This window comes from Sphingomonas sp. NFX23 (assembly GCF_049887795.1).
In the GTDB taxonomy this organism is placed as follows: Bacteria; Pseudomonadota; Alphaproteobacteria; order Sphingomonadales; family Sphingomonadaceae; genus Sphingomonas.
Window position 1 is genome coordinate 113,632 of record NZ_JAGEKH010000002.1, and the last position, 20,913, is coordinate 134,544.

The following is a 20,913-nucleotide window of genomic DNA, read 5'->3' on the forward strand; positions in this document are numbered from 1 at the left end:
AGGCGCTCAGCCTGTCCGGGTTTCGTCGTTTCAGCCCTTGGGCAGCGCAATGACGACGCGCAGTCCGGGGGCCGCGTCTTCGAGTGCGATCGTGCCGCGGTGAAGACGGACTATCGCCTGGATCAGCGGCAGCCCGAGACCGTGCCCTTCGTCGTGGCGGCTGGCATCGAGCCGCCCGAACCGCCGCAACGCCAGCTTGCGCTGATCCACCGGAATGCCGGGGCCGGTATCGGTCACCGTGAGCGTGGCAGTCTTGCCGGTGTTCGTGACGCCGATCTCGATGCGGGTGCCGGGTGGGGTGTGGCGGAGCGCATTCTCGATGAGGTTCACGAGCATCTGGCCGAGCAGTTGGCGATCGCCGACGATCTCCGCCTCTGGCGATGTTTCCAGCGTCAGCGTGCGGTCGCCATCGGCGACTACCGGTTGCATCATCGTCGCGATCTCTTCGGCCAGCGCCGCCAGATCGAGCGCCGCGAACGCCGCGCGCCGATCGCCGCCTTCGATCTCGGCGATCCGCAGCATCGCCGCGAACATCTCGAGCAGTTCGTCGCTCATCGCGATCGCGGTTTCGAGACCGTCGCGTTGGCTGTCCGTCTGCGCCCGACGCAACGCCAGCGCCAACTGGCTGCGCAGGCGCGCCAAGGGCGTGCGAAGATCGTGCGCGATATCGTTGGAGACGTTGCTGATACCGGCCATCAGCTCCGCAATACGGTCGAGCATGCGGTTGAACGCCATCGCCTGATGCGCGAACTCGCCGCCCGATCGATCGACCGGTACGCGCCGCGACATGTCACCATCGATGATCGCGTCGACCGTCCGCCGGGTCTCGCCGATCCTCCGTCCGATCGTGATGACGAAGAACAGCAGGCCACCGATGACGACCAGCAGGATCGATCCGAAACCAATGAGGTAAATCCGGACACGTGCCGCATTATAGTCGTCGAACGGTTCGGTCTCGGCGATCGTCACCAGCGTCATGCCGTGCCCGACGTCGCGGACCAGCGCACGCCCGGCGGACAGCCCGGCGATCTGGTCCTTTAACGCGACCGTCGAGAACCCGATCGGCAGGCGGCGCGGCAAGGCGATGTTGCCGCCGAGCCTGCGACCGGTCGCATCCAGCAGCAGGAAGCCTATGTCGCCGGTATCACGCTCGCGGGACGCGGCGTTGATCCGCCGGACGAGCTCTTCGGGGCTGCGGTCGCCGGAGATGCCGGCGGCGGCATCGCTCACGACCAGGATGCGGCGATCGACCAGTCGCTCGATCGTGCGCTGCGTCGCGGTGTAGATCGCGAACCCGGTGCCGAGCGTCGCGACGAGGAACGCGATCAGGAACGCCAGCGTCAACGCGCGCAGCGATCGCAGGCGCGTCATCCGCGCAGCATGTATCCGACGCCGCGCACCGTGCGGATGGGATCGTCGCCGCCCGCCGCGGTCAATTTGACGCGCAGGTGGCGGACATAGACGTCGACGATGTTGGTGGTCGGTGCGAAGTCGTACCCCCAGACCCGCTCGACCAGCATCGCGCGGGTCAGCACTGCGTCGGCATTGGCGACGAACTCGGCGAGCAGCTTGAACTCGAGCTTGCCGAGATCGAGCGCGATGCCGTCGCGCCACGCGCGGAACTTGGTCGGGCTGACGACGATATCGCCGGCGTGGATCGTGTCGCCGGCGCTACCGGTCCAGCCGCGCCCGCGCATCAGCGCGAGCAGGCGTGCGTTCAGTTCGACCGCCGCGATCGGCTTGACCACATAGTCGTCCGCACCGGCCTCCAGCCCCTCGACTTTCTCGACCGAGCGGCCGAGAGCGCTGAGCATGATGACCGGCATCGTGATGTTCGCGCTCCGCAGCCGCTCAAGCACGAAGATGCCGTCGATCTTCGGGAGCATCCGGTCGAGGATCACCGCGTCGAACGCCTGGCTGTCGACCGCGGCAAGTGCGTCGCGGCCATCCGGCGCGATGGTCACCCCATGATCGAACCCGCGCAGTTCCTCGGCCATCGCCTGCGCGAACACGGCATCGTCCTCGACCAGCAGAATGTTAAGGCTCATCACGGTCTCACTCGGGCAAGCCTCCGTCCTATCGTGGATCGTCGCGCGTACAAGCGTCTTGCGGGCTCAGCCGGAGGTTACAACGCCGTCCGTCGCCTAGCGAGAGCGTCGCATTGGTTCACGCGAAGGCACGAAGGCGCGAAGAGATGAGAAGAATGGGTTCACGCGGAGACGCGGAGACGCGGAGAGTTCTCCCGGACCAACGGTCCCCTATCATCGCCGCAAGATGATGAACGACACGCCCGTACCGCCCGCAACACCTCCGCGTCTCCGCGTCTCCGCGTCTCCGCGCGAACAAACCTTCTCCACGCCTTCGCGCCTTCGCGTGAACACACCTTCTTAAACCCGCCCACCCGTTACGGCAGCAGGATCGTGCTCCCCGAAGTCTCACCCGCCTCGATCGCGCGATGGGCGGCGGCAGCCTCTTCGAGCGGAAAGGTCCGGCCGATCTCCGGCGTGACCGCGCCGTTGTCGAGCATCGCGAACAGGCGGGCGATGCCGGCCTGCCTTTCCTCAGACGTGACGTAATAATCGAACAGCGTCGGCCGCGTTACGAAAAGCGAGCCTTTCCGCGCGAGGACGCCGATGTTGACACCGTCGACCACGCCGCCTGCATTGCCGTAGCTGACGATCAGGCCACGCTTCGCCGCGCTGTCGAGCGACGCCTCCCAAGTCGCGCGACCGACACCATCGAGGACAACCGGCACGCCCTTGCCATCGGTGATCTCGCGAACGCGCGCGGCAATGTCGTCGGACTTGTGGAGGATGACGTGATCGGCGCCAGCCTTGCGGGTGCGTGCCGCCTTATCCTCGCTGCCAACGCTGGCGATGACGGTCGCGCCGATCGCCTTCAGCCAGCCGACCAGGATGTGGCCGACTCCGCCCGCCGCCGCGTGGACGAGGACGGTCTGGCCCGCCTGGACCTTGGCGCAGCGCTCGACCAGGAACTCGGCGGTGCAGCCCTTGAGCAGGATCGCCGCGGCGGTCTGGTCGTCGAGCGTATCGGGCAGCTTGAACAGCTGGTTCGCGGGTACGTTGCGCTCGGTCGCGTAGGCGCCGCGCGAGGGGCCGAAGGTGCCGACCCGATCGCCGGGCGCGAAATCGGTGACGCCCTCGCCGACCGCCATCACCACGCCCGCCGCCTCGCTGCCGAGCCCCGAGGGCAGGTCGACCGGGTACACGCCGCTGCGGTGGTACGTGTCGATATAGTTCAGCCCGACCGCGGTGTTGCGCATCCACACCTCGCCCTTGCCCGGCGGCGGCAATTCGACGTCGCGCCACTGGATGACCTCGGGGCCGCCGGTCTTCTCGATGAATGCCACTCTCGCCATGCCGGCCTCCTGATGAATTTCCCGGTCAACCTACGGCATGCGTTTCGGGTTGCAACCGATCTCCGGCGAGCCCATTCCTTGGCAAGACAAGATGCGGAGAGGCACGATGAAAAGCTATTTGCAGCAGTATATTGACGGCGCTTGGGTCGATAGCGAGGGCGGCACCGTCTATCAGGTGATCGACCCGTCGACGGAGCAGCCCTGTACCGAGATCACGCTGGGCACCGCCGCCGACGTCGACAAGGCCGTAGCTGCAGCCCGCTCGGCGTTCGAGAACTGGAGCCAGACGAGCGTGCAGGAGCGGCTCGACGTGCTCGGCCGGATCATGACCGAATACAAGGCGCGGATGCCGGATCTCGCCAAGGCGATGTCGCAGGAAATGGGCGCACCGATGGCACTCGCCTCAATGGCGCAGGCACCGACCGGGCTCGCGCACTTCTCGGCGACCGCGAAGGCGCTGGCGGCGTTCGAGTTCTCGGAGGTCATCGGCAAGGCGACCGTCGTGCACGAGCCGCTCGGCGTCGTCGCGATGATCACGCCGTGGAACTGGCCACTGAACCAGATTTGCGCGAAGGTCGCCCCTGCCCTCGCGGCGGGCGACACGATGATCCTGAAGCCGTCCGAGGAAGCGCCGTCGTGCGCGGTGATCCTCGCGGAGATCATGGATGCGGCGGGCGTTCCGGCGGGGGTGTTCAACCTCGTTAACGGTGACGGTCCAGGCGTCGGCGCGGCGCTGTGCGCGCACCGCGACGTCGACATGGTGAGCTTCACCGGCTCGACGCGCGCCGGGATCGCGGTCGCGTTGGCGGCGGCCCCTACCGTGAAGCGCGTGCATCAGGAGCTTGGCGGCAAGGCGGCGAACCTCGTGCTCGAAGGCTCCGACCTCGCGACCGTCCTGCCACCGACAGTGGCGGGCGTACTCGCCAATTCCGGCCAGAGCTGCATCGCGCCGACCCGACTGCTCGTGCATGCGAGCCAGGTCGCGGAGGCGACGGCGATCGTGAAGTCGATGATGGAGCAGACCAAGGTCGGCGATCCCGCCGAGATGGGCCAGCACATCGGCCCGGTCGTCAACAAGGCGCAGTTCGACAAGATCCAGGGGCTGATCCAGTCCGCGATCGACGAAGGCGCGACGCTGGTGACGGGTGGTGTCGGGCGGCCCGACGGACGCAACGCTGGCTATTACATTCAGCCGACGCTGTTCACCGACGTGCGGCCCGACATGCGGATCGCGCAGGAGGAAACGTTCGGGCCTGTCGCGACGATTACGTCGTACGCCGATCAGGACGAGGGCATCCGCATCGCCAACGCGACCGAATACGGGCTGTCGGCGACGATCTCGGGTGATCCGGCAGCGGCAGCGAAGGTCGCACCGAGATTGCGCGCGGGGCTGGTGACGATCAACTCGTGGAGCCCGGACATCGGCGCGCCGTTCGGGGGGTACAAGCATTCGGGGAATGGTCGTGAGAACGGGCGCTATGGGCTGACCGACTTCATGGAGGTGAAGACGATCACCGGCCTGCCGGGTGACACCCGCCAAGGGAAGCCGGCCGAAGCTGGGGCTTAAGGATCAGGAGGGGAATGCCAGCTCCTGGGGGCTCGTCAGGCACGAGCCCCTCCCCGTCATCCTGACGAAAGTCAGGACCCAGAGCCACGAAGGTTGCCTGTCGTAACCCTGGGTCCTGACGTTCGTCAGGATGACGGACGGGGTGACGGGCGCGCCAGCCTAGTCGAGGTTTGGCCGAAGCCAGCGTTCGGCGGTCTTTAGGTCCGCACCACGTCGTGCCGCGTAGTCCTCGAGCTGATCTCGACCAACGCGCGCTACACCGAAATACTCCGCCTGCGGGTGGCCGAAATAGAACCCCGACACCGCTGCGGTCGGGAACATAGCGAAACTCTCCGTCAGTTCGAGGCCGGTCGCAGTCTCGGCATCGAGCAGGTCGAACAGGATCGGCTTGAGGCTGTGGTCGGGGCATGCGGGGTAGCCCGGCGCGGGGCGGATGCCGCGATACTGCTCCTTGATCATCGCTTCGTTGGTGAGTTGCTCGTCCGGCGCATAGCCCCAGAGATCGGTGCGGACATGCTTGTGGAGGCGTTCGGCGAAGGCTTCGGCGAAGCGGTCGGCGAGCGCCTTCAGCAGGATGTCGTTGTAATCGTCGTTGTCCGCCTTGAAGCGCGCGATGTGCGGGTCGATGCCGTGGATGCCGACCGCGAAGCCGCCGAACCAGTCGTTCTCAGTATCGACGAAATCGGCGAGACACATGTTCGCGCGCCCCTCGCGCTTGGCGATCTGCTGACGCAGCATGGGGAGCCTTACCTCCTTCTGCTCCCTCTCCCCTGCGGGGAGAGGGTCGGGGTGAGGGGCTGTTCCGGGCGCTGCACTGTTTGGCTGCCCCTCACCCCAGCCCTCTCCCCGCAGGGGAGAGGGAGCAGTCACGACCACATCATCACCCTCGCGCCGCGCGGGCCACAACCCAGCTACCCCGCGCGGGGTCAGCCACTTCTTCGCGACGATCGTGTCGAGCATCGCCTGCGCATCCGCATACAGCGAACTCGCGCTCTCGCCGACGACCTCGTCGGTCAGGATCGCCGGGAAATTCCCTGCCAGTTCCCACGCGCGGAAGAACGGCGTCCAGTCGATATAGTCGCGCAGGTCCGACAGGTCCCAGTCCGCGAACACATGCACGCCCGGCTTCACCGGCGCAGGCGGCTTCATCGCGAAGTCCGCCACGAACCCGCGAGCGCGAGCCGTCTCCAGCGGCAAAAGCTCACTCTGTCCCTTGTTCGCGCGCGAGATCCGTACCGCCTCATATTCGTCCGCGGTCTTCGTCACGAACTCGTCGCGGATCGTGTCCGACACCAGCGTCGACGCAACACCCACCGCACGGCTCGCATCGAGCACATGCACGACTGGCCCGTCATACGCCGGCGCAATCCGTAGCGCGGTATGCACCTTCGAGGTCGTCGCGCCGCCGATCAGCAGCGGCATCGTCATGCCCGCGCGCTTCATCTCCTCGGCGACCGTCACCATCTCGTCGAGGCTCGGCGTGATGAGCCCGGACAGCCCGATCATGTCCGCGTCGTTCTCGTTTGCGGATTCGAGGATCTTCGACCACGGCACCATCACGCCGAGATCGACCACGTCGAAGCCGTTGCACTGGAGCACCACGCCGACGATGTTCTTGCCGATGTCATGCACGTCGCCCTTGACGGTCGCCATGATGATCTTGCCCTTGCCGCGCGCGCCGGGCTCCTTCGCCGCCTCGATATACGGCAGCAGATGCGCGACCGCCTTCTTCATCACGCGCGCCGACTTCACGACCTGCGGCAGGAACATCTTGCCCGATCCGAACAGGTCGCCGACCACGTTCATGCCGTCCATCAGCGGTCCTTCGATGACCTCGATCGGGCGGCCGCCATTGCCCGCGATGATCAGCCGTGCTTCCTCGGTATCCTCGACGACGTGGAGGTCGATGCCTTTCACGAGCGCATATTCGAGCCGCTTGTTGACGCCCAGCGAGCGCCATTCCGCCGCCGCCTTCTCCGCGACCACGTCGGTGCCGCGATAGCGTTCGGCGAGCGCAACCAGCCGATCGCCCGCCTCGGGATCGGTGTTGAGCACGACGTCCTCGACCGCCTGGCGCAGCTCGGGATCGATGTCGTCGTAGATGTCGAGCTGGCCGGCGTTGACGATCGCCATGTCCATGCCCGCGGGGATCGCGTAATACAGGAACACGCTGTGCATCGCGCGCCGCACCGGCTCGTTGCCGCGGAACGAGAAGCTGAAGTTCGAGAGCCCGCCCGAGATATGGACGTGCGGGCAGCGTGCCTTGATCTCCTTGCACGCCTCGATGAAGTCGACGCCGTAGTTGTTGTGCTCCTCGATCCCCGTCGCGACCGCGAACACGTTGGGATCGAAGATGATGTCCTCGGGCGGGAAGCCGATCCCGACGAGCAGCTTGTACGCGCGCTCGCAGATCTCGACCTTCCGGTCCTTGGTATCCGCCTGCCCGACCTCGTCGAACGCCATCACGACGACGGCCGCACCGTACGCCATGCACTTGCGTGCCTGCGCCAGGAACTGCTCCTCGCCCTCCTTCATGCTGATCGAATTGACGATCGGCTTGCCGCTGACGCACTTCAGCCCGGCCTCGATCACGCTCCATTTCGAGCTGTCGACCATGAACGGGATGCGCGCGATGTCGGGTTCGGCGGCGATCAGTTTCAGGAACGTCGTCATCGCGTGATGCGCGTCGAGCAGCCCCTCGTCCATGTTGACGTCGAGCACCTGCGCGCCGCTCTCGACCTGCTGGCGTGCGACCTCGACCGCGGCGGGATAGTCGCCCGCCATGATCAGCTTCTTGAAGCGCGCCGAGCCGGTGACGTTGGTGCGCTCTCCGATGTTGACGAAAGAGGTGGAGGAGGAGGTGGTCATCGGATTCACTTTTTGAGAAGCTTTGCAAGGAGATCTATTCGCGATGGTCCGCTACTCACAAACGACTCACGGACTGCTGCCAATGCCGCAGTATCGCGCATGGCATCCAGCAGTTCGAGCAACCTTAACTCGGCGGCAGGATCTTCGTGGTTGACGGCGTCGACAAAGCTTTCGATCGCGACATAAAGATCACGATTTCCGTCAATTACGAGTTTGGTGATCTCACTGAAAATCTCATGCTTCTTTGGAGATCCCGTCCGCCAGAATTCGACCAACCTGCCCGCGATAGCTGCATAGCTAACACGACGTGCAGCAGCGATCGTCGCAATGCGTGCCAGCATCATTGCCAAGAGTGCGACGCCAATTGCAGCAAGAATTTTCCAGAAAACGTCCTCCACGGTCAGGCGGCCATCGTGAACGGTTCGAGACCAGCGAGCTTGGTCCGCACTTCAGGCCGCGCCACCGCACGCGGCTCAAGCCCGCGCACACCATCCGCCATCGCCTTGATATGCGCTGGGGTCGACCCGCAGCAGCCGCCGAGCACGTTGACCTGCTTGGCCACCGCCCACTCGCCGACCAACCCGGCCGTCGTCGCCGGCTGCTCGTCATACTCGCCGAGTTCATTCGGAAGCCCCGCGTTCGGATACACCATGATCAACGTGTCCGCGATCGCCGACAACGTCTTAACGTGCGGCCGCAACTGCTCCGCACCGAACGAGCAGTTGAGCCCGATCGTGATCGGTTTGGCGTGCCGCACCGCATGCCAGAACGCCTCGACCGTATGCCCCGACAGGTTGCGCCCGCTGAGATCGGTCAACGTCATCGACATCATGATCGGCACGTCGCGCCCGAGCGCGTCGCCCGCCTCGATCGCTGCCATGATCCCCGCCTTGGCGTTGAGCGTATCGAATACCGTCTCGATCAGGATGAAGTCGACGCCGACCCCCTCGCCGCCTTCGAGCAGCGCATCGATCTGCTCGCGGTACACGCCCTTGAGATAATCGAAGTCGATCTCGCGGAAGCCCGGATCGTTGACGTCGGGCGACAGCGACAGCGTCCTGTTGGTAGGCCCGATCGCGCCAGCGACGAAGCGCGGGCGGCCGTCTTTCGCCTGATATTCATTGGCGAGCGCGCGCGCGATCCGCGCGGACTCGACGTTGATCTCGCGCACGAGATGCTCGGCGCCATAGTCCGCCTGCGAAATGACGTTCGCGCTGAAGGTGTTGGTCGAGACGATGTCCGACCCCGCCTCGAGATATTCGCGCGTGATCGTCTCGGGGACGTCCGGCTTGGTGATCGCCAGGATGTCGTTGTTGCCCTTCTGGTCGTGGCTCAGGCCGAGCGACCCTGCATAGGCGGCCTCGTCGAGCTTCCAGTTCTGGATCTCGGTGCCGAACGCGCCGTCGGTGATCAGGATGCGCTTGGCGGCTTCCGCGTTGAAACGTTCACGTGGTGTCATCATCAATCTCCTCCCCTCCCGCTCGCGGGAGGGGTCGGGGGAGGGAAGTGCCGCAAACGAGACGGTCGGGTTGGGCCAGCCGCTCCCCTAACCCCTCCCGCAGGCGGGAGGGGAATTACGCCGCGGCGACCCTGTCGACCGGCTTCGCCCGCACGCCGAGCATGTGGCAGATCGCGTAGGCCAGTTCCGCGCGGTTGAGCGTGTAGAAGTGGAAATCCTTCACGCCGCCCGCGTACAGCCGCCGGCACATCTCGGCCGCGATCGTCGCCGCGACGAGCTGCCGTGCCGAGGGGTGATCGTCGAGCCCCTCGAACAGCCGGTCCATCCACGCCGGGATCTCAGCGCCACACAGCCCCGCGAATTTCCGCGTCTGCGCGACGTTCGACACCGGCAGGATCCCCGGCAGGATCTGCGCGGTGATGCCAGCCGCCGCAACCCGGTCGCGGAACCGGAAATACGCTTCGGGCGAGAAGAAGAACTGCGTGATCGCGCGGGTCGCACCGGCATCGATCTTGCGCTTCAGATTGTCGATGTCGGCATCATGCCCACCCGATTCCGGATGGCATTCGGGATACGCCGCGACCGAAATCTCGAACGGGTGCAGTTTCCGCAAACCAGCGACCAGGGCCGCCGCGTTCTCATAACCGCCGGGATGCGCCTGATACGGCTGGCCCAGCGTCGGCATGTCGCCGCGTAGCGCAACGATGTGCCGCACGCCCGCCGCCCAATATTCCTCGGCGACCTGGTCGATCTCCGCCTTGGTCGCCTCGACGCAGGTCAGGTGCGCGGCGGCGTTCATCGACGTCTCGCGCTGGATTCGCGCCACCGTCGCATGCGTCCGCTCCCGCGTCGATCCGCCAGCGCCGTACGTCACCGACACGAAATCGGGGCCGAGCGGCTCCAGCGTGCGGATCGCGTCCCAGAGCTGCGCATCCATCTTCTCGCTCTTCGGCGGGAAGAACTCGAAGCTGATGCCGACATCGCCCGCCAGATCCGCGAAGAGCGGTTCTTCGAGCGCGCAGCGCGCTTCGGCCAGTTGGGGGATCGAAATGTTCGTCATGCCGCCTTCACCTCACGCAAGCTCGTGCCGATCTTCCGACCGAGCCATAATTTCACCGTCAACTCACCGCCCTCGAGCGTTTCCACGCGCGCCGTCTGCAGGCCCGCCGCCTCGAACCACGCCGCCATCTGCTCGTCCGCGAACCCGAGACGCGTATGCGCATCGCGCAACCGCAGTTCCTCGCGGTCGTGACTCGCAAAGTCGGCGATCAGCAACCGTCCGCCGGGCGCGAGCACCCGCGCCGCCTCGCTCACCGCAGCGCCAGGCTGCTGCGCGAAGTGCAACACGTGATGCAGGATCGCGACGTCCGCTGCGGCATCCGCCATCGGCAGCGCGTACAGATCGGCCTGCCGGAGTTCGGCGTGAGTCATGTCGTGCAGCTTGGCACGCGCGAGCCGCAGCATCTCCGAACTGCGATCGATCCCGAGCGCGACCGTAGCGCGACCGCCGAACAGTTCGAGCATCCGCCCGGTGCCCGTACCGATGTCGATCAGTGTGCCGACCGGCGCATCGCCGAGCACGGCCGCCATAGCCGCCTCGACCTCGCTGTCGGCGACGTGAAGCGACCGGATCGCGTCCCATTCGTCGGCATGCCCTTCGAACCACGCCGCTGCACTCGCCGCCCGGTCCGCACGCACCGCCGCAAGCCGTGCCGCATCCGCGACCGCCCAATGGTCCGGCTCGGCCTTCGCCCATACATCGAGCGCACCCGCGACCGGCTCGACCACGTCCGGAGACCCGAGCGCGACGAACACCCAGCTGCCTTCCTTGCGACGTTCGGCAAGGCCGGCATCGCACAGGATCTTCACATGGCGCGAAACGCGAGGCTGGCTCTGGCCGAGCACCTGCGCGAGCTCGCCGACCGACAGCTCCATCCGCCGCAACAGCGCAAGGATCCGCAACCGGGTCGCGTCCGCCAAAGCACGGAAGATTTCGAGCGCCATCGTCATACGAGGACATATAAAGAATTCTTTATATGAGGTCAACGCGGGCGTGTGCGTCTCGAACATTACCGATCGGCACCCGCGACTTATCGCATCGCGGCCGATCGTGACGGATCGGAAACGCTTCGTCCGCGTTCGATTGCGCTATGGGCTGGGCATTCCCCGGTCCACAAGACGACATCCACGGGAGTAGATACCTATGAAGAAGTTCCTGATCCCCGCCCTGGCGCTTACCGCCGGTCTCGCCGCCTGCAGCAACAATGCGCAGGACCAGACCGCACAGGCTGCCAACGCAATCGCCGCCGATGCGAGCGCGACCACCGCCAATGCCGTCGACGACGTCAGCGCCGCCAGCGATCGCGCGCTGGGTTCTGCCGAGCGCTCGCTCGACAACGCCGGTGCCCGCATCGACAACTCGACCGACCATCTCGACGCCAAGGCCGACCACGCCGGCGACCGGATCGAAGCCGGTGCAGACCGGGCAGGCGCGTCGATCAGCAACGGTGCGGACCGTGCGGCCGACGCGACCGGTAACGCGCTGACCCGCGCCGGCAATGCGATCAAGGACTAACATCTGAATGGACCGCCGCCCGCCTCCCCTCGTCATCTCAGTGAAAGCTGGGATCTCCCGCTTCGTTTCCCAGCGACCTAAGCGGACAGATGCCAGCATTCGCCGGCATGGCGTGCTAGGTTTGGCGGCGGTCCTGCTCGCGGCGTGTTCGCCCGCGAGCGAACCCGGCGCGGTCACCGCCGACGAAGCGCACCAGTTGAACGAAGCCGCCGCGATGCTCGATGCGAACAGCGTCGACCTGAATGCGGTCGCCGCCGCTCCTGAAGATACCGAACTCCCCTCGAATCAAAGCGATCAGACCCGATGACCCTCCGCCGCCTCGGCTCGACCGATCTAAAGATCGCCCCCCTCGTCCTCGGCGGCAACGTGTTCGGCTGGACTGCCGACCGCGCCGCCAGCTTCGCCGTGCTCGATGCATTCGTCGCGGGCGGCGGCACGATGATCGACACCGCGGACGTGTATTCGGCTTGGGTCGATGGCCATCAGGGCGGCGAATCCGAGAGCATGATCGGCGAATGGCTGAAGGCCAGCGGCAAGCGCGACGGCGTGTTGATCGCGACCAAGGTCGGCATGCTCCCCGGCGAAGGCGGCGAGAAGCTCGCCCCCGCGCGCATCGCCGCCGCTGCCGAAGCCTCGCTCAAGCGTCTCGGGACCGATCGCATCGACCTGTATTATGCGCACCAGGACGACGACACGCAGACGCAGGAGGCTGTCCTCGAAGCATTCGGCAAACTGGTCGATGCGGGGAAAGTCCGCGTGATCGGCGCGTCGAACTTCCACGCCGCTCGCCTCAAGTCCGCGGTCGAGGCTGCCAAGACGTCGGACCTGCCACGCTATCATGTGCTCCAGCCCGAATATAACCTCGTCAGCCGCACCAAGTTCGAGGGCGAATTGCAGGATTACTGTGTCACCGAGAACATCGGCGTGCTGCCTTATTACGGGCTCGCCTCGGGTTTCCTCACCGGCAAGTACCGGACGAAGGACGACCTGGGCCAGAGCGTTCGCGGTGGTCGGATGGGCGAATTGCTCGAAGGTACCGGCAAGGCTGTCCTCGATGCGATGGACTCGGTCGTCGAGGCTACTGGCGCGACCCACGCGCAGGTCGCGCTGGCGTGGCTGATCGCGCAGCCGGGCGTCACCGCGCCGATTGCGAGCGCCACCAGCGTGAAGCAGGTCGAAGACCTGTTGCCTGCGATGACGCTGGAACTGTCGAAGGATCAGCTGGACGCGCTGATGGTCGCTGGCGCCTGACCACTTGATGCTCCCCCGCCAGGGGGAGGTGTCGCCGAAGGTGACGGAGGGGGAGGACAAGGGAACAGCGGTTTCGCCTTCCTCCCCCTCCGTCAGGCAAGCGCCTGCCACCTCCCCCTTGCGGGGGAGGATTGTTTAATCCCCGGCGAACGTAAGCGCGGACGTCTTTCGCTCCCGCTCGTTGATCAGCAGCGCCCGCCCGGCCGGCGCGACCGACCGTTGCGGGCAATCGTTGCGGAAACAGGCGCGGCAGCCGAGCCCGATCGGCATCGCCCTCCCCGCCAGATCGAAGCCGCTCGCCGCCGCCAGCACACCCGCCTGCGCCGCCGCGACGCCGAGGCCGATCGCGAACTCCGCGTGCACTGCGCCAAAGCGGCTGCCCTGCGGCGTCACGGTGCGCGCCATCGTCAGCCAGCGCGCGCCGTCCTCCAGTTCGACGAGCTGCACCATCAGGCTGCCGGGCCGGTCGAATGCATGATGCAACCGCCACAATGGGCAGCGCCCATCCGCCTCGACTAGCGCCGCGCCGCTGGCGCCGGGATAGCGCTTCGATGCCTGCCCCGCCCGATCGATGCGGATCATGAAGAAGGGCAAGCCGCGCGCGCCGACGCGCTGCAACGTCGTCAGCCGGTGCGCGACCTGTTCGAAGCCAGCGCCGAACCGGCGTTGCAGCAACTCGATATCGTACCCCGTCGTCTCGCATCCACGGAGGAACCGGGCGTAGGGCATCATCAGCGCGGCGGCGAAATAGCCGAGAAGGTGGCGGCGATAGAGCCGTTCCGCCGCGCGATCGGTGAACCCGGCGCCTTTCGCCAGCGCATCGATCTCCGCCTTCGCCTCGATCTGCCCGAGCTGAAACGCGACCGCGAACGTGCGCGAGGCCGGGTCGAGCATCTCGCTCAACTGCAACTGCCGCGCGTGCAGGTCGAGGCGGCGCAGCGTGTCGGGCAGCACGTCGGCAGGCAGCACCCGGATCGTCAGGCCGTGTTTGGCGCGCAACCGCTCGGCAATCGCGCCGTAAAGGTCGCCCGCACCGAGCCGCAATTCATCCGCGAGCGCTTCGGCCGCCGCATCAAGATCGGCGAAATGATTGCGCCAACGCTCGATCTCGCGACGGACGAGCGTGACCGGATCGTCGCCCGCCTCGATCACCGCGCCGCCGCCGATCCGATCGAACACGCGGGCGAACGCCGCCGCGCCGCCGGGCGCACTGGCGAGCCACTCCTCGACTTCGTTGCGGTCGATCTCGAGGTCGGCGAACATCGGATCGGCCAGCCGCCGCCGGATCGCATCCGCACCGCCGCCCGGTTCACCCGCCGCCAGCGAGCGCGGATCGAAGTCGAAGCTCTCGGCGAGCTTGATCAGCAACGTCGCGGAGATCGGCCTCTGGTTGCGCTCGACGAGGTTGAGATAGCTCGGGCTGATCGCGAGCATGTCGGCCATCGCCGCCTGCGTCAGCCCCGCCCCGCGCCGCAAGCGACGGATCGCATGCCCCGCCAGCAATTTCCGTTCCGCCACCAGCAAACCCTCCTGTCACGATGTTTACAGAACGACACGTGTTCCACAAGCTGGACGGACACCGCGACGTTGCGGCGGCGTGGGACGGTCTTCCAACGTGCCGGCTTCGAACGCTATTGCCTGTGCATCGCCTCTCTCGGCGCACGATCGGTGTAAAGAGAGAGACAGACGATCATCGAAGGAGGCAAGCCATGCAGACGACTACCGAACAACCCCGCGCCCGCGCCGTCTTCTCGACCAACGATTTCGCGCTGATGAAGGAGGTGCTCGGGGAGATGATCAGCAAGACGTCGATCGACGACGAGCGGCTGACGCGGATGAGTGCGCTGTACCACCGCCTCGGCCGGCTCGGCTAAACCGCTTCACACAGTTTCCTGGGGAGGAAAGGATCCCGCTGGTGGCTCGTCCATCGGCGGGTATTCCTGTTTAAAAGGACGGTGCGCTCCCGAAGCCCGTCATCCTGACGAAAGTCAGGATCCAGGGTAACGGGCGCTGGAGCTTGTGGCTCTGGATCCTGACTTTCGTCAGGATGACGGAGTGGGGGTGGCGGGTGCGTCCGCCTACCAGGGCACCGTCGAGTTCACGCCGGACTAAGCATCCCCTTGCGAAAGCCGCCCTTTCCAACCCAGTCCCCTCGTGTAGGACGGCGGGATGGCCAAGACACTGACCGCTCGCATCAAGGACGACATCGTCCTCTACGGCGCCCTCGCCGCCAATCTCGGGATCGGCGTGGCCAAATTCGTCGCGGCCGGAATGACCGGATCGTCGTCGATGCTGACCGAGGGCTTCCACTCGGTGGTCGACAGTGGCAACCAGGTGTTGCTGCTCTACGGCCAGAAAAAGGCCAAGCGCCCCGCCGACGAAGCGCACCCGTTCGGCTATGGTCGCGAGCTGTATTTCTGGGCGTTCGTCGTCGCGATCCTGATCTTCGCGATCGGCGCTGGCGTGTCGATCTTCGAGGGCTGGCGACATATCCGGCAGCCCGAACCGCTTACCAGCCCGACCATCAACTACGTCGTCCTCGCGATCTCGTTCGCGCTCGAGGGCAGCAGCTGGACGATCGCGGTGCGCGAATTCTCGAAGGCCAAGGGTGACATGGGCTGGTGGGCGGCAATCCACCGGTCGAAGGACCCCGCCGGTTTCATCGTGCTGTTCGAAGATTCCGCGGCGCTGGCGGGTCTCGTCATTGCCGGGATCGGCATCTGGGCGAGCCATGCGTTCAACGATCCGCGGATCGACGGCGCCGCCTCGATCGCGATCGGCCTGATCCTCGCGCTGGTCGCGGTGCTGCTCGCGCGCGAATCGAAGGGCCTCTTGATCGGCGAGCGTGCCGATCCGGCGGTGATCGCGACGATCCGCAAGATCGTGTCCGCGCATCCGGCGATCGTCTCGGTCAATCACGTCCGCACGATCCACACCGCGCCCGAGAGCATCTTCGCGGCGATCAGCGCGGACTTCGACGATTCGGTGACGATGGGCGACGGCGAGACGGTGATCGAGGCGATGGAGAGCGAATTGCGGGTGGCTATCCCGATGCTCTCGTCGATCTATATCCGTCCGGAGAAGCGCGAGAATGCGACGCTGACGTCGTCCGCTTCGCCTGCCCCGGCGACCGTACAAAATACCACGCAAATCTGATCTAAATCAGACTCATCACACTGGTAAGGCTCGACATTCCAAAATAATATTGGGGGATGAGACCGCTACTTCGGCTGATCGCCCTGTTCTGCCTGTGCCTGGGATACGCGCTTCCCGCACAGGCGGCCGTCACCATCACCTTCTGGAGCCACGAGCTTGGCAACAGCTTCCCGCACGCGTTCTTCACGTTGCGGGGCATACCCGACGCCGGCGGCCCGCCGGTCGACGCCAACGCCGGCTTCACCGCAAAATCGGTTTCGCCGGCGCTGTTGATGGGGCCCGTGCCAGGCAAGCTCGACATCGCCAGGCCGGGATATGTCGCGAGCAGCGATGCGCAATTCTCGGTCGTGATGAGCGACACGCAATACAACGCGGTACTGCGGCTGGTCGACGCCTGGAGCGAGGGCAAGCCCGACAGCGTCTACCGCCTTTCGGATCACAATTGCGTGACGTTCGTGAAGGAAGCAGCGCGGATCGTCGGGCTGTCGGGGCTCGACCAGCCCAAGCTGATGAAGAAGCCACGTTCGTACCTGAAGGCCGTTGGCGCCGCGAATGCCGGTCGCGTCATTCCGGTCGGGCTGCACGGGAAGGACTATCTCGCTAGCCTGCCGCCGATCTCACCGTCACAAGCAACCGCCTCCAACACAACGGCGGTCGTTGCCACGGCGGCACCAGTACCCGCCCACTAAGGCGCGGGTATCAGTTCGACCACGTCGAGGACCGACTCAAAATGCGGATAGGGGAGGACGACGCGCCACCGCCGCGTGCCGATCCGTTCGATCAAGCCGGCCATGTCGCGATTGGCGTCTCGACCATAGCGCATCGGGCGCTTTTCATCGCCAAGCTCCATCGTCCCCAGGAATATCGCGCGCGACGCGGTGTCGACGAAGACCGTGCCGACAGGGCGTTGCGATCCATCGACCTTGACCAGGCTGACGACATCGGTGTCGCCGTTCGAGTCTATCCGGCAAGCGAACCAGGCGGATGCGCTGTATGTCGGGCCGATCCCACCACGCGCGCCGAGCTTGAACGTGCGGCACTGATAACTTCCGGCGGGCGGCAGGGCGTCGGCGAGCGCATGGTCCGGATCGAACAATATCGGCTCGGCAGCAAGGTCCTTCGCGTCGACCTGTGCCAGCGCGTCCATCCATGCACCACGCCAGCCCCGCAAACGCGCGCGATCAGCGACCGTGGCGACACGCCGCCAGTCGGAGTCGCGATCGGTATCGAGCGGCGACACGGCGCCCGAGCCGATCAACGCCGCGCGCGATGCGCTCGAACAGTATCCGGCCAGTATGAGACAGGCCCCGGTGGCCAACCATGTCCGCTTCGTCGTCGACCGCGTGTGCATATCCGAAGCTAACCCTCTAACATGCCGTATTACAATCATATTCTCGCACCACGGGGCACCATCACGCTGCCGTCCAGCCGCCGTCCATCGACAAATTCGCGCCGGTGATAGCCTTGGCCTCGTCGCGACACAGGAACAGCGCGAACGCCGCGACCTGCTCGGGGGTGACGAACTCCTTGGTCGGTTGCGCGGCGAGCAGCACGTCGTTCATCACCTGGTCGCGCGTCAGCCCGCGGGCCGCCATCGTGTCGGGGATCTGGTTCTCGACCAGCGGCGTCCAGACATAGCCCGGCGAGATGCAGTTGACGGTGATGCCGTCGGTCGCGGTCTCCAGCGCGATCGTCTTGGTGAGCCCTGCGATCGCGTGCTTCGCCATCACGTAAGCCGACTTGTTCGGGCTCGCGACCAGCGAGTGCGCGGACGCGGTCGAGATGATCCGCCCCCAGCCCTTGGCGCGCATGTGCGGCACCGCGGCGCGCATCATGTGCCAGGCGGACGACAGGTTGATCGCGATAATCGCGTCGAACTTGTCGACCGGGAAATCGGCGATGCCCGCGACATGCTGGATGCCCGCGTTGTTGACGACGATGTCGAGGCTGCCGGTCTCGGCCGCTGCCCGCTCGACCATTGCGGCGATCTGGTCGGGCTTGGTCATGTCCGCCGGGTCGTAGAGCGCGATCGCGCCGCTGGTCTGCGCCAACGCCGCCCGCTCACGTTCGATCGCATCGGCATCGCCGAACCCGTTGAGCACCACTGCTGCGCCTTCGGCTGCAAACGCCTTGGCGTAGGCGAGCCCGATCCCCGACGTGGATCCGGTGATGACCGCGGTCTTGCCCTTCAGGAACATGCATACTCCCCCATCTTGGCGCAGCGTATTCTGCGGCCGTGCAACCCTAGCGCCACCTTGCGCATTTCGTTCCCGAGAAGAAACGAAAAGGGGCATATCCATGCGGCTCGACGATTACGATCCGAACATCAACGTCGAGGACCAGCGCGGGTCGGGCGGCGGAGGCGGCGGCTTTGGCGGCGGCGGTGGCGGCCTGCTGATGGGGCTGTTGCCGATGATCGGCAGCCGCTTCGGGTGCGGCGGGATAGTCGTGGTGCTGATCCTGATGGCAGTGTTTGGCGGCATGGGTGGCCTCGGCGGACTGCTCGGTGGCGGACAGACGTCGACACCGACAACGCAGAGCGGACCGCGCTCGGGCACCGATACCAAGTCGAGCTGTTCGCTGAACGCCGAAAGCAAGGCTGCCTGCAACGCCTTCAGCTCGGCCGACAATACCTGGGAGGCCATCTTCCAGAAGAACGGCCAGCGGTTCGAAGCACCGAAGCTGGTGTTCTTCGACGGCAATGGCCGCTCGGGTTGCGGTGCGGCGCAGTCGGCGATGGGGCCATTCTATTGCCCGACCGACCAGGGCATCTATCTCGACACCAGCTTTTTTAACGAACTGTCGACTCGCTTCAAGGCGAACGGCGACTTCGCGCAGGATTACGTGATCGCGCACGAGTTCGGCCATCACATCCAGAAGCTGCTCGGTACCAACGCGCAGGTCCAGCAGGCGCAGCGCCAGGCGAGCGAGACCGAGGGCAATGCGCTGTCGGTGCGGCTCGAACTGCAGGCGGATTGCTACGCCGGTGTGTGGGCGGCGGCGAACAAGACGCGGCTCGAGGCCGGGGATATCCAGGAGGGCATGACCGCGGCGCAGGCGATCGGCGACGATACGTTGCAGAAGCAGTCGCAGGGTCGCGTGGTACCGGACAGCTTTACGCACGGCACCTCGGCACAGCGCCAGTCGTGGCTGAAGCGCGGGTTGGACAGCGGCGATCCGCAGCAGTGCGACACGTTTTCGGGCGCGATCTGAGCTGACGCCGACTCGTTCCTTCCCCGCCAGGGGGAGGACTTCGGTAGGCGGCGCGCATTTGTAAAAGCCGTCACCCCAGCGAAAGCTGGGGTATACCTCGTGGTTCGCGACGCCCGCCCAACAGGGAGATCCCAGCTTTCGCTGGGATGACGGCGCGTTGTGACGGCAATCGCGAGCGTCGCGCCGACTTACTCCACCGTCACGCCCTTCCAGAACGCATAGCGATCCTTGATCTCGGCGGCCGCGGACTTGGGATCGGGATAATACCAGACCGCATCGACGTTCCGCTTCCCCTCGACGACGAGAGTCTTGTAGCTCGCCACACCTTTCCACGGGCAGTTCGAGTGCGTCGCGCTATCCTCCAGCAACGCCGGATCGACGCTGTCGGCGGGAAAATAATGATTGCCCTCGACGACGACGGTATCGTCCGCTCGTGCGATCTCGTGGCCATTCCAACTTGCAACCGGCATACTGATCTCCTTCAGGCGTGCCCCAGCCCCACCGCCTCATACGCCTCGGGCTTGAACCCGACCAGCAGCGTCTTGCCGGTATCGAGCACAGGCCGCTTGATCATCGACGGTTGCGTCAGCATCAGCGCGGTGGCCTTCCCGGCATCGAGATCCGCTCGGTCCGCTTCGGTAAGTTTGCGGAACGTCGTCCCCGCACGATTGAGCAGCACCTCCCAGCCAACCCGGCCGATCCAGTCGTCCAGATGCGCAGCGTCTATTCCGGCGGTCTTATAGTCGTGGAACGCATAGTACACGTCGTGCGCATCCAACCACGTCCGCGCCTTCTTGATCGTGTCGCAATTCTTGATGCCGAACATCGTGATCGTCAAAATAGCCTCCGAAGCAAAATTGGAATCAGTCCAGGCGCATCCGTTTGATAGCAAGCTACGGGACGCACATGCACCCGGTCCAGGACATGAAGCTCGCTCATACCCAAGAGGAGCGATCATGTCCTTCCGCGTTCAGGGGCTCGACCCCAACCAGTTCCGACACCTTTTCGGCGCCTCCGATGCAAGCCTCGCGCTTGTCGGCGCACGGCGATACGTGGTCGACGCCGAGCCCGGCTTTCCCGATCGCATCGCGGTGCGCGATCTGGAGATCGGCGAGACGGCGATCCTGATCAACTACGAACATCAGCCGGCCGACACGCCCTACCGCTCACGCCACGCGATCTTCGTGTCCGAGACCGAGACGGAACCGCTGGACCTGCTCGACGCGCTCCCCGAGGCGATCCGCATCCGGCCGATATCCCTGCGCGCCTTCGGATCCTACGACGAGATGATCGACGCAGACCTGGTCGCCGGCACGGACCTGATCCCGCTGATCGAGCGGTTCCTCGCGGTGCCGGACGTGGCGTATCTCCAGGCCCACTACGCCAAGCGCGGATGTTATGCGGCGCGCATCGTTCGCGCCTGACCTGCGCAAGCCGGTGGCGTG

Annotated in this window: 22 protein-coding genes; 9 read left to right on the plus strand and 13 right to left on the minus strand. The window is 65.6% G+C overall.

Translation table 11 applies throughout. The annotated features are described in order from the left end of the window. Nucleotides 1-30 precede the first annotated feature (30 nt). The 3 genes from J4O76_RS04355 to J4O76_RS04365 all read right to left on the minus strand — a co-directional run bounded on the left by J4O76_RS04355 (nucleotide 31) and on the right by J4O76_RS04365 (nucleotide 3,379). Complete coding sequence (locus J4O76_RS04355) at nucleotides 31-1,371, minus strand: ATP-binding protein (protein WP_426280488.1); 1,341 nt, start codon at nucleotides 1,369-1,371, stop codon at nucleotides 31-33. Next, nucleotides 1,368-2,048: a response regulator transcription factor gene (locus J4O76_RS04360; RefSeq protein ID WP_426280489.1), complete on the minus strand. Its 681-nt coding sequence runs from the start codon at nucleotides 2,046-2,048 to the stop codon at nucleotides 1,368-1,370. The genes J4O76_RS04355 and J4O76_RS04360 overlap by 4 nt, the downstream gene beginning before the upstream one ends. Nucleotides 2,049-2,404: 356 nt before the next feature. Further along, on the minus strand, nucleotides 2,405-3,379 hold the full coding sequence (locus J4O76_RS04365; RefSeq protein ID WP_426280490.1) for a quinone oxidoreductase family protein: 975 nt from the start codon (nucleotides 3,377-3,379) through the stop codon (nucleotides 2,405-2,407). A gap of 106 nt (nucleotides 3,380-3,485) precedes the next feature. On the opposite strand from J4O76_RS04365, the gene J4O76_RS04370 reads away from it, so the two are divergent. Further along, the gene (locus J4O76_RS04370) at nucleotides 3,486-4,946 is read left to right on the plus strand and encodes an aldehyde dehydrogenase family protein (RefSeq protein ID WP_426280491.1); all 1,461 of its coding nucleotides are present in this window, start codon (nucleotides 3,486-3,488) and stop codon (nucleotides 4,944-4,946) included. Between the two features lie 159 nt (nucleotides 4,947-5,105). On the opposite strand, the gene metH is transcribed toward J4O76_RS04370, so the two are convergent. From metH to J4O76_RS04395, 5 genes are all read right to left on the minus strand, one after another. Then, a complete protein-coding gene (gene metH, locus J4O76_RS04375; RefSeq protein WP_426280493.1) occupies nucleotides 5,106-7,814 on the minus strand; it encodes a methionine synthase in 2,709 nt (902 codons plus the stop codon). Between the two features lie 5 nt (nucleotides 7,815-7,819). After that, on the minus strand, nucleotides 7,820-8,212 hold the full coding sequence (locus J4O76_RS04380) for a hypothetical protein (RefSeq protein WP_426280494.1): 393 nt from the start codon (nucleotides 8,210-8,212) through the stop codon (nucleotides 7,820-7,822). Nucleotides 8,213-8,214: 2 nt separating this feature from the next. Next, the gene (locus J4O76_RS04385) at nucleotides 8,215-9,273 is read right to left on the minus strand and encodes a homocysteine S-methyltransferase family protein (protein WP_426281098.1); all 1,059 of its coding nucleotides are present in this window, start codon (nucleotides 9,271-9,273) and stop codon (nucleotides 8,215-8,217) included. A gap of 115 nt (nucleotides 9,274-9,388) precedes the next feature. Continuing rightward, a complete protein-coding gene (gene metF / locus J4O76_RS04390) occupies nucleotides 9,389-10,333 on the minus strand; it encodes a methylenetetrahydrofolate reductase (RefSeq protein WP_426280495.1) in 945 nt (314 codons plus the stop codon). Then, entirely contained in the window at nucleotides 10,330-11,283 is a 954-nt protein-coding gene (locus tag J4O76_RS04395) for an ArsR/SmtB family transcription factor (protein WP_426280496.1), read from the minus strand. The genes metF and J4O76_RS04395 overlap by 4 nt, the downstream gene beginning before the upstream one ends. 193 nt (nucleotides 11,284-11,476) lie before the next feature. Between J4O76_RS04395 and J4O76_RS04400 the strand changes: the two genes are divergently transcribed. The 3 genes from J4O76_RS04400 (at nucleotide 11,477) to J4O76_RS04410 (ending at nucleotide 13,099) form a co-directional block, all read left to right on the plus strand. After that, nucleotides 11,477-11,848 (plus strand): hypothetical protein, encoded by a 372-nt coding sequence (locus J4O76_RS04400; RefSeq protein ID WP_426280498.1) that lies wholly within the window; start codon nucleotides 11,477-11,479, stop codon nucleotides 11,846-11,848. A 112-nt stretch (nucleotides 11,849-11,960) separates the two neighbouring features. Then, complete coding sequence (locus J4O76_RS04405) at nucleotides 11,961-12,155, plus strand: hypothetical protein (RefSeq protein WP_426280499.1); 195 nt, start codon at nucleotides 11,961-11,963, stop codon at nucleotides 12,153-12,155. Next, nucleotides 12,152-13,099, plus strand: coding sequence for an aldo/keto reductase (locus J4O76_RS04410; protein WP_426280501.1), 948 nt, complete (start codon nucleotides 12,152-12,154; stop codon nucleotides 13,097-13,099). Before J4O76_RS04405 ends, J4O76_RS04410 begins: the two co-directional genes overlap by 4 nt. A gap of 135 nt (nucleotides 13,100-13,234) precedes the next feature. On the opposite strand, the gene J4O76_RS04415 is transcribed toward J4O76_RS04410, so the two are convergent. Beyond that, nucleotides 13,235-14,617, minus strand: a complete 1,383-nt coding sequence (locus J4O76_RS04415; RefSeq protein WP_426280502.1) for a helix-turn-helix domain-containing protein — start codon at nucleotides 14,615-14,617, stop codon at nucleotides 13,235-13,237. A gap of 191 nt (nucleotides 14,618-14,808) precedes the next feature. Between J4O76_RS04415 and J4O76_RS04420 the strand changes: the two genes are divergently transcribed. The 3 genes from J4O76_RS04420 to J4O76_RS04430 all read left to right on the plus strand — a co-directional run bounded on the left by J4O76_RS04420 (nucleotide 14,809) and on the right by J4O76_RS04430 (nucleotide 16,944). Next, the gene (locus J4O76_RS04420) at nucleotides 14,809-14,973 is read left to right on the plus strand and encodes a hypothetical protein (RefSeq protein WP_164913371.1); all 165 of its coding nucleotides are present in this window, start codon (nucleotides 14,809-14,811) and stop codon (nucleotides 14,971-14,973) included. A gap of 295 nt (nucleotides 14,974-15,268) precedes the next feature. Next, entirely contained in the window at nucleotides 15,269-16,255 is a 987-nt protein-coding gene (locus J4O76_RS04425) for a cation diffusion facilitator family transporter (protein WP_426280504.1), read from the plus strand. Between the two features lie 56 nt (nucleotides 16,256-16,311). Continuing rightward, a complete protein-coding gene (locus J4O76_RS04430; protein ID WP_426280505.1) occupies nucleotides 16,312-16,944 on the plus strand; it encodes a hypothetical protein in 633 nt (210 codons plus the stop codon). Here J4O76_RS04430 and J4O76_RS04435 read toward each other — a convergent pair. Together J4O76_RS04435 and J4O76_RS04440 are read right to left on the minus strand one after the other, a co-directional pair. Then, entirely contained in the window at nucleotides 16,941-17,573 is a 633-nt protein-coding gene (locus J4O76_RS04435; RefSeq protein WP_426280507.1) for a DUF4893 domain-containing protein, read from the minus strand. The two genes, J4O76_RS04430 and J4O76_RS04435, sit on opposite strands and share 4 nt — an antisense overlap. A gap of 94 nt (nucleotides 17,574-17,667) precedes the next feature. Next, nucleotides 17,668-18,453: a 3-hydroxybutyrate dehydrogenase gene (locus J4O76_RS04440; RefSeq protein ID WP_426280508.1), complete on the minus strand. Its 786-nt coding sequence runs from the start codon at nucleotides 18,451-18,453 to the stop codon at nucleotides 17,668-17,670. Between the two features lie 100 nt (nucleotides 18,454-18,553). Between J4O76_RS04440 and ypfJ the strand changes: the two genes are divergently transcribed. After that, nucleotides 18,554-19,468, plus strand: coding sequence for a KPN_02809 family neutral zinc metallopeptidase (gene ypfJ / locus J4O76_RS04445; RefSeq protein ID WP_426280510.1), 915 nt, complete (start codon nucleotides 18,554-18,556; stop codon nucleotides 19,466-19,468). A gap of 188 nt (nucleotides 19,469-19,656) precedes the next feature. Here ypfJ and J4O76_RS04450 read toward each other — a convergent pair whose 3' ends face one another. Together J4O76_RS04450 and J4O76_RS04455 are read right to left on the minus strand one after the other, a co-directional pair. Beyond that, nucleotides 19,657-19,938 carry a DUF427 domain-containing protein gene (locus tag J4O76_RS04450; protein WP_426280511.1) on the minus strand — a complete coding sequence of 94 codons (282 nt, stop codon included), beginning with the start codon at nucleotides 19,936-19,938 and terminating at the stop codon, nucleotides 19,657-19,659. A gap of 11 nt (nucleotides 19,939-19,949) precedes the next feature. Then, nucleotides 19,950-20,294 (minus strand): ArsC family reductase, encoded by a 345-nt coding sequence (locus J4O76_RS04455; RefSeq protein ID WP_426281099.1) that lies wholly within the window; start codon nucleotides 20,292-20,294, stop codon nucleotides 19,950-19,952. Nucleotides 20,295-20,424: 130 nt separating this feature from the next. On the opposite strand from J4O76_RS04455, the gene J4O76_RS04460 reads away from it, so the two are divergent. Beyond that, nucleotides 20,425-20,892 carry a DUF1203 domain-containing protein gene (locus J4O76_RS04460; protein WP_426280512.1) on the plus strand — a complete coding sequence of 156 codons (468 nt, stop codon included), beginning with the start codon at nucleotides 20,425-20,427 and terminating at the stop codon, nucleotides 20,890-20,892. Nucleotides 20,893-20,913 lie beyond the last annotated feature (21 nt).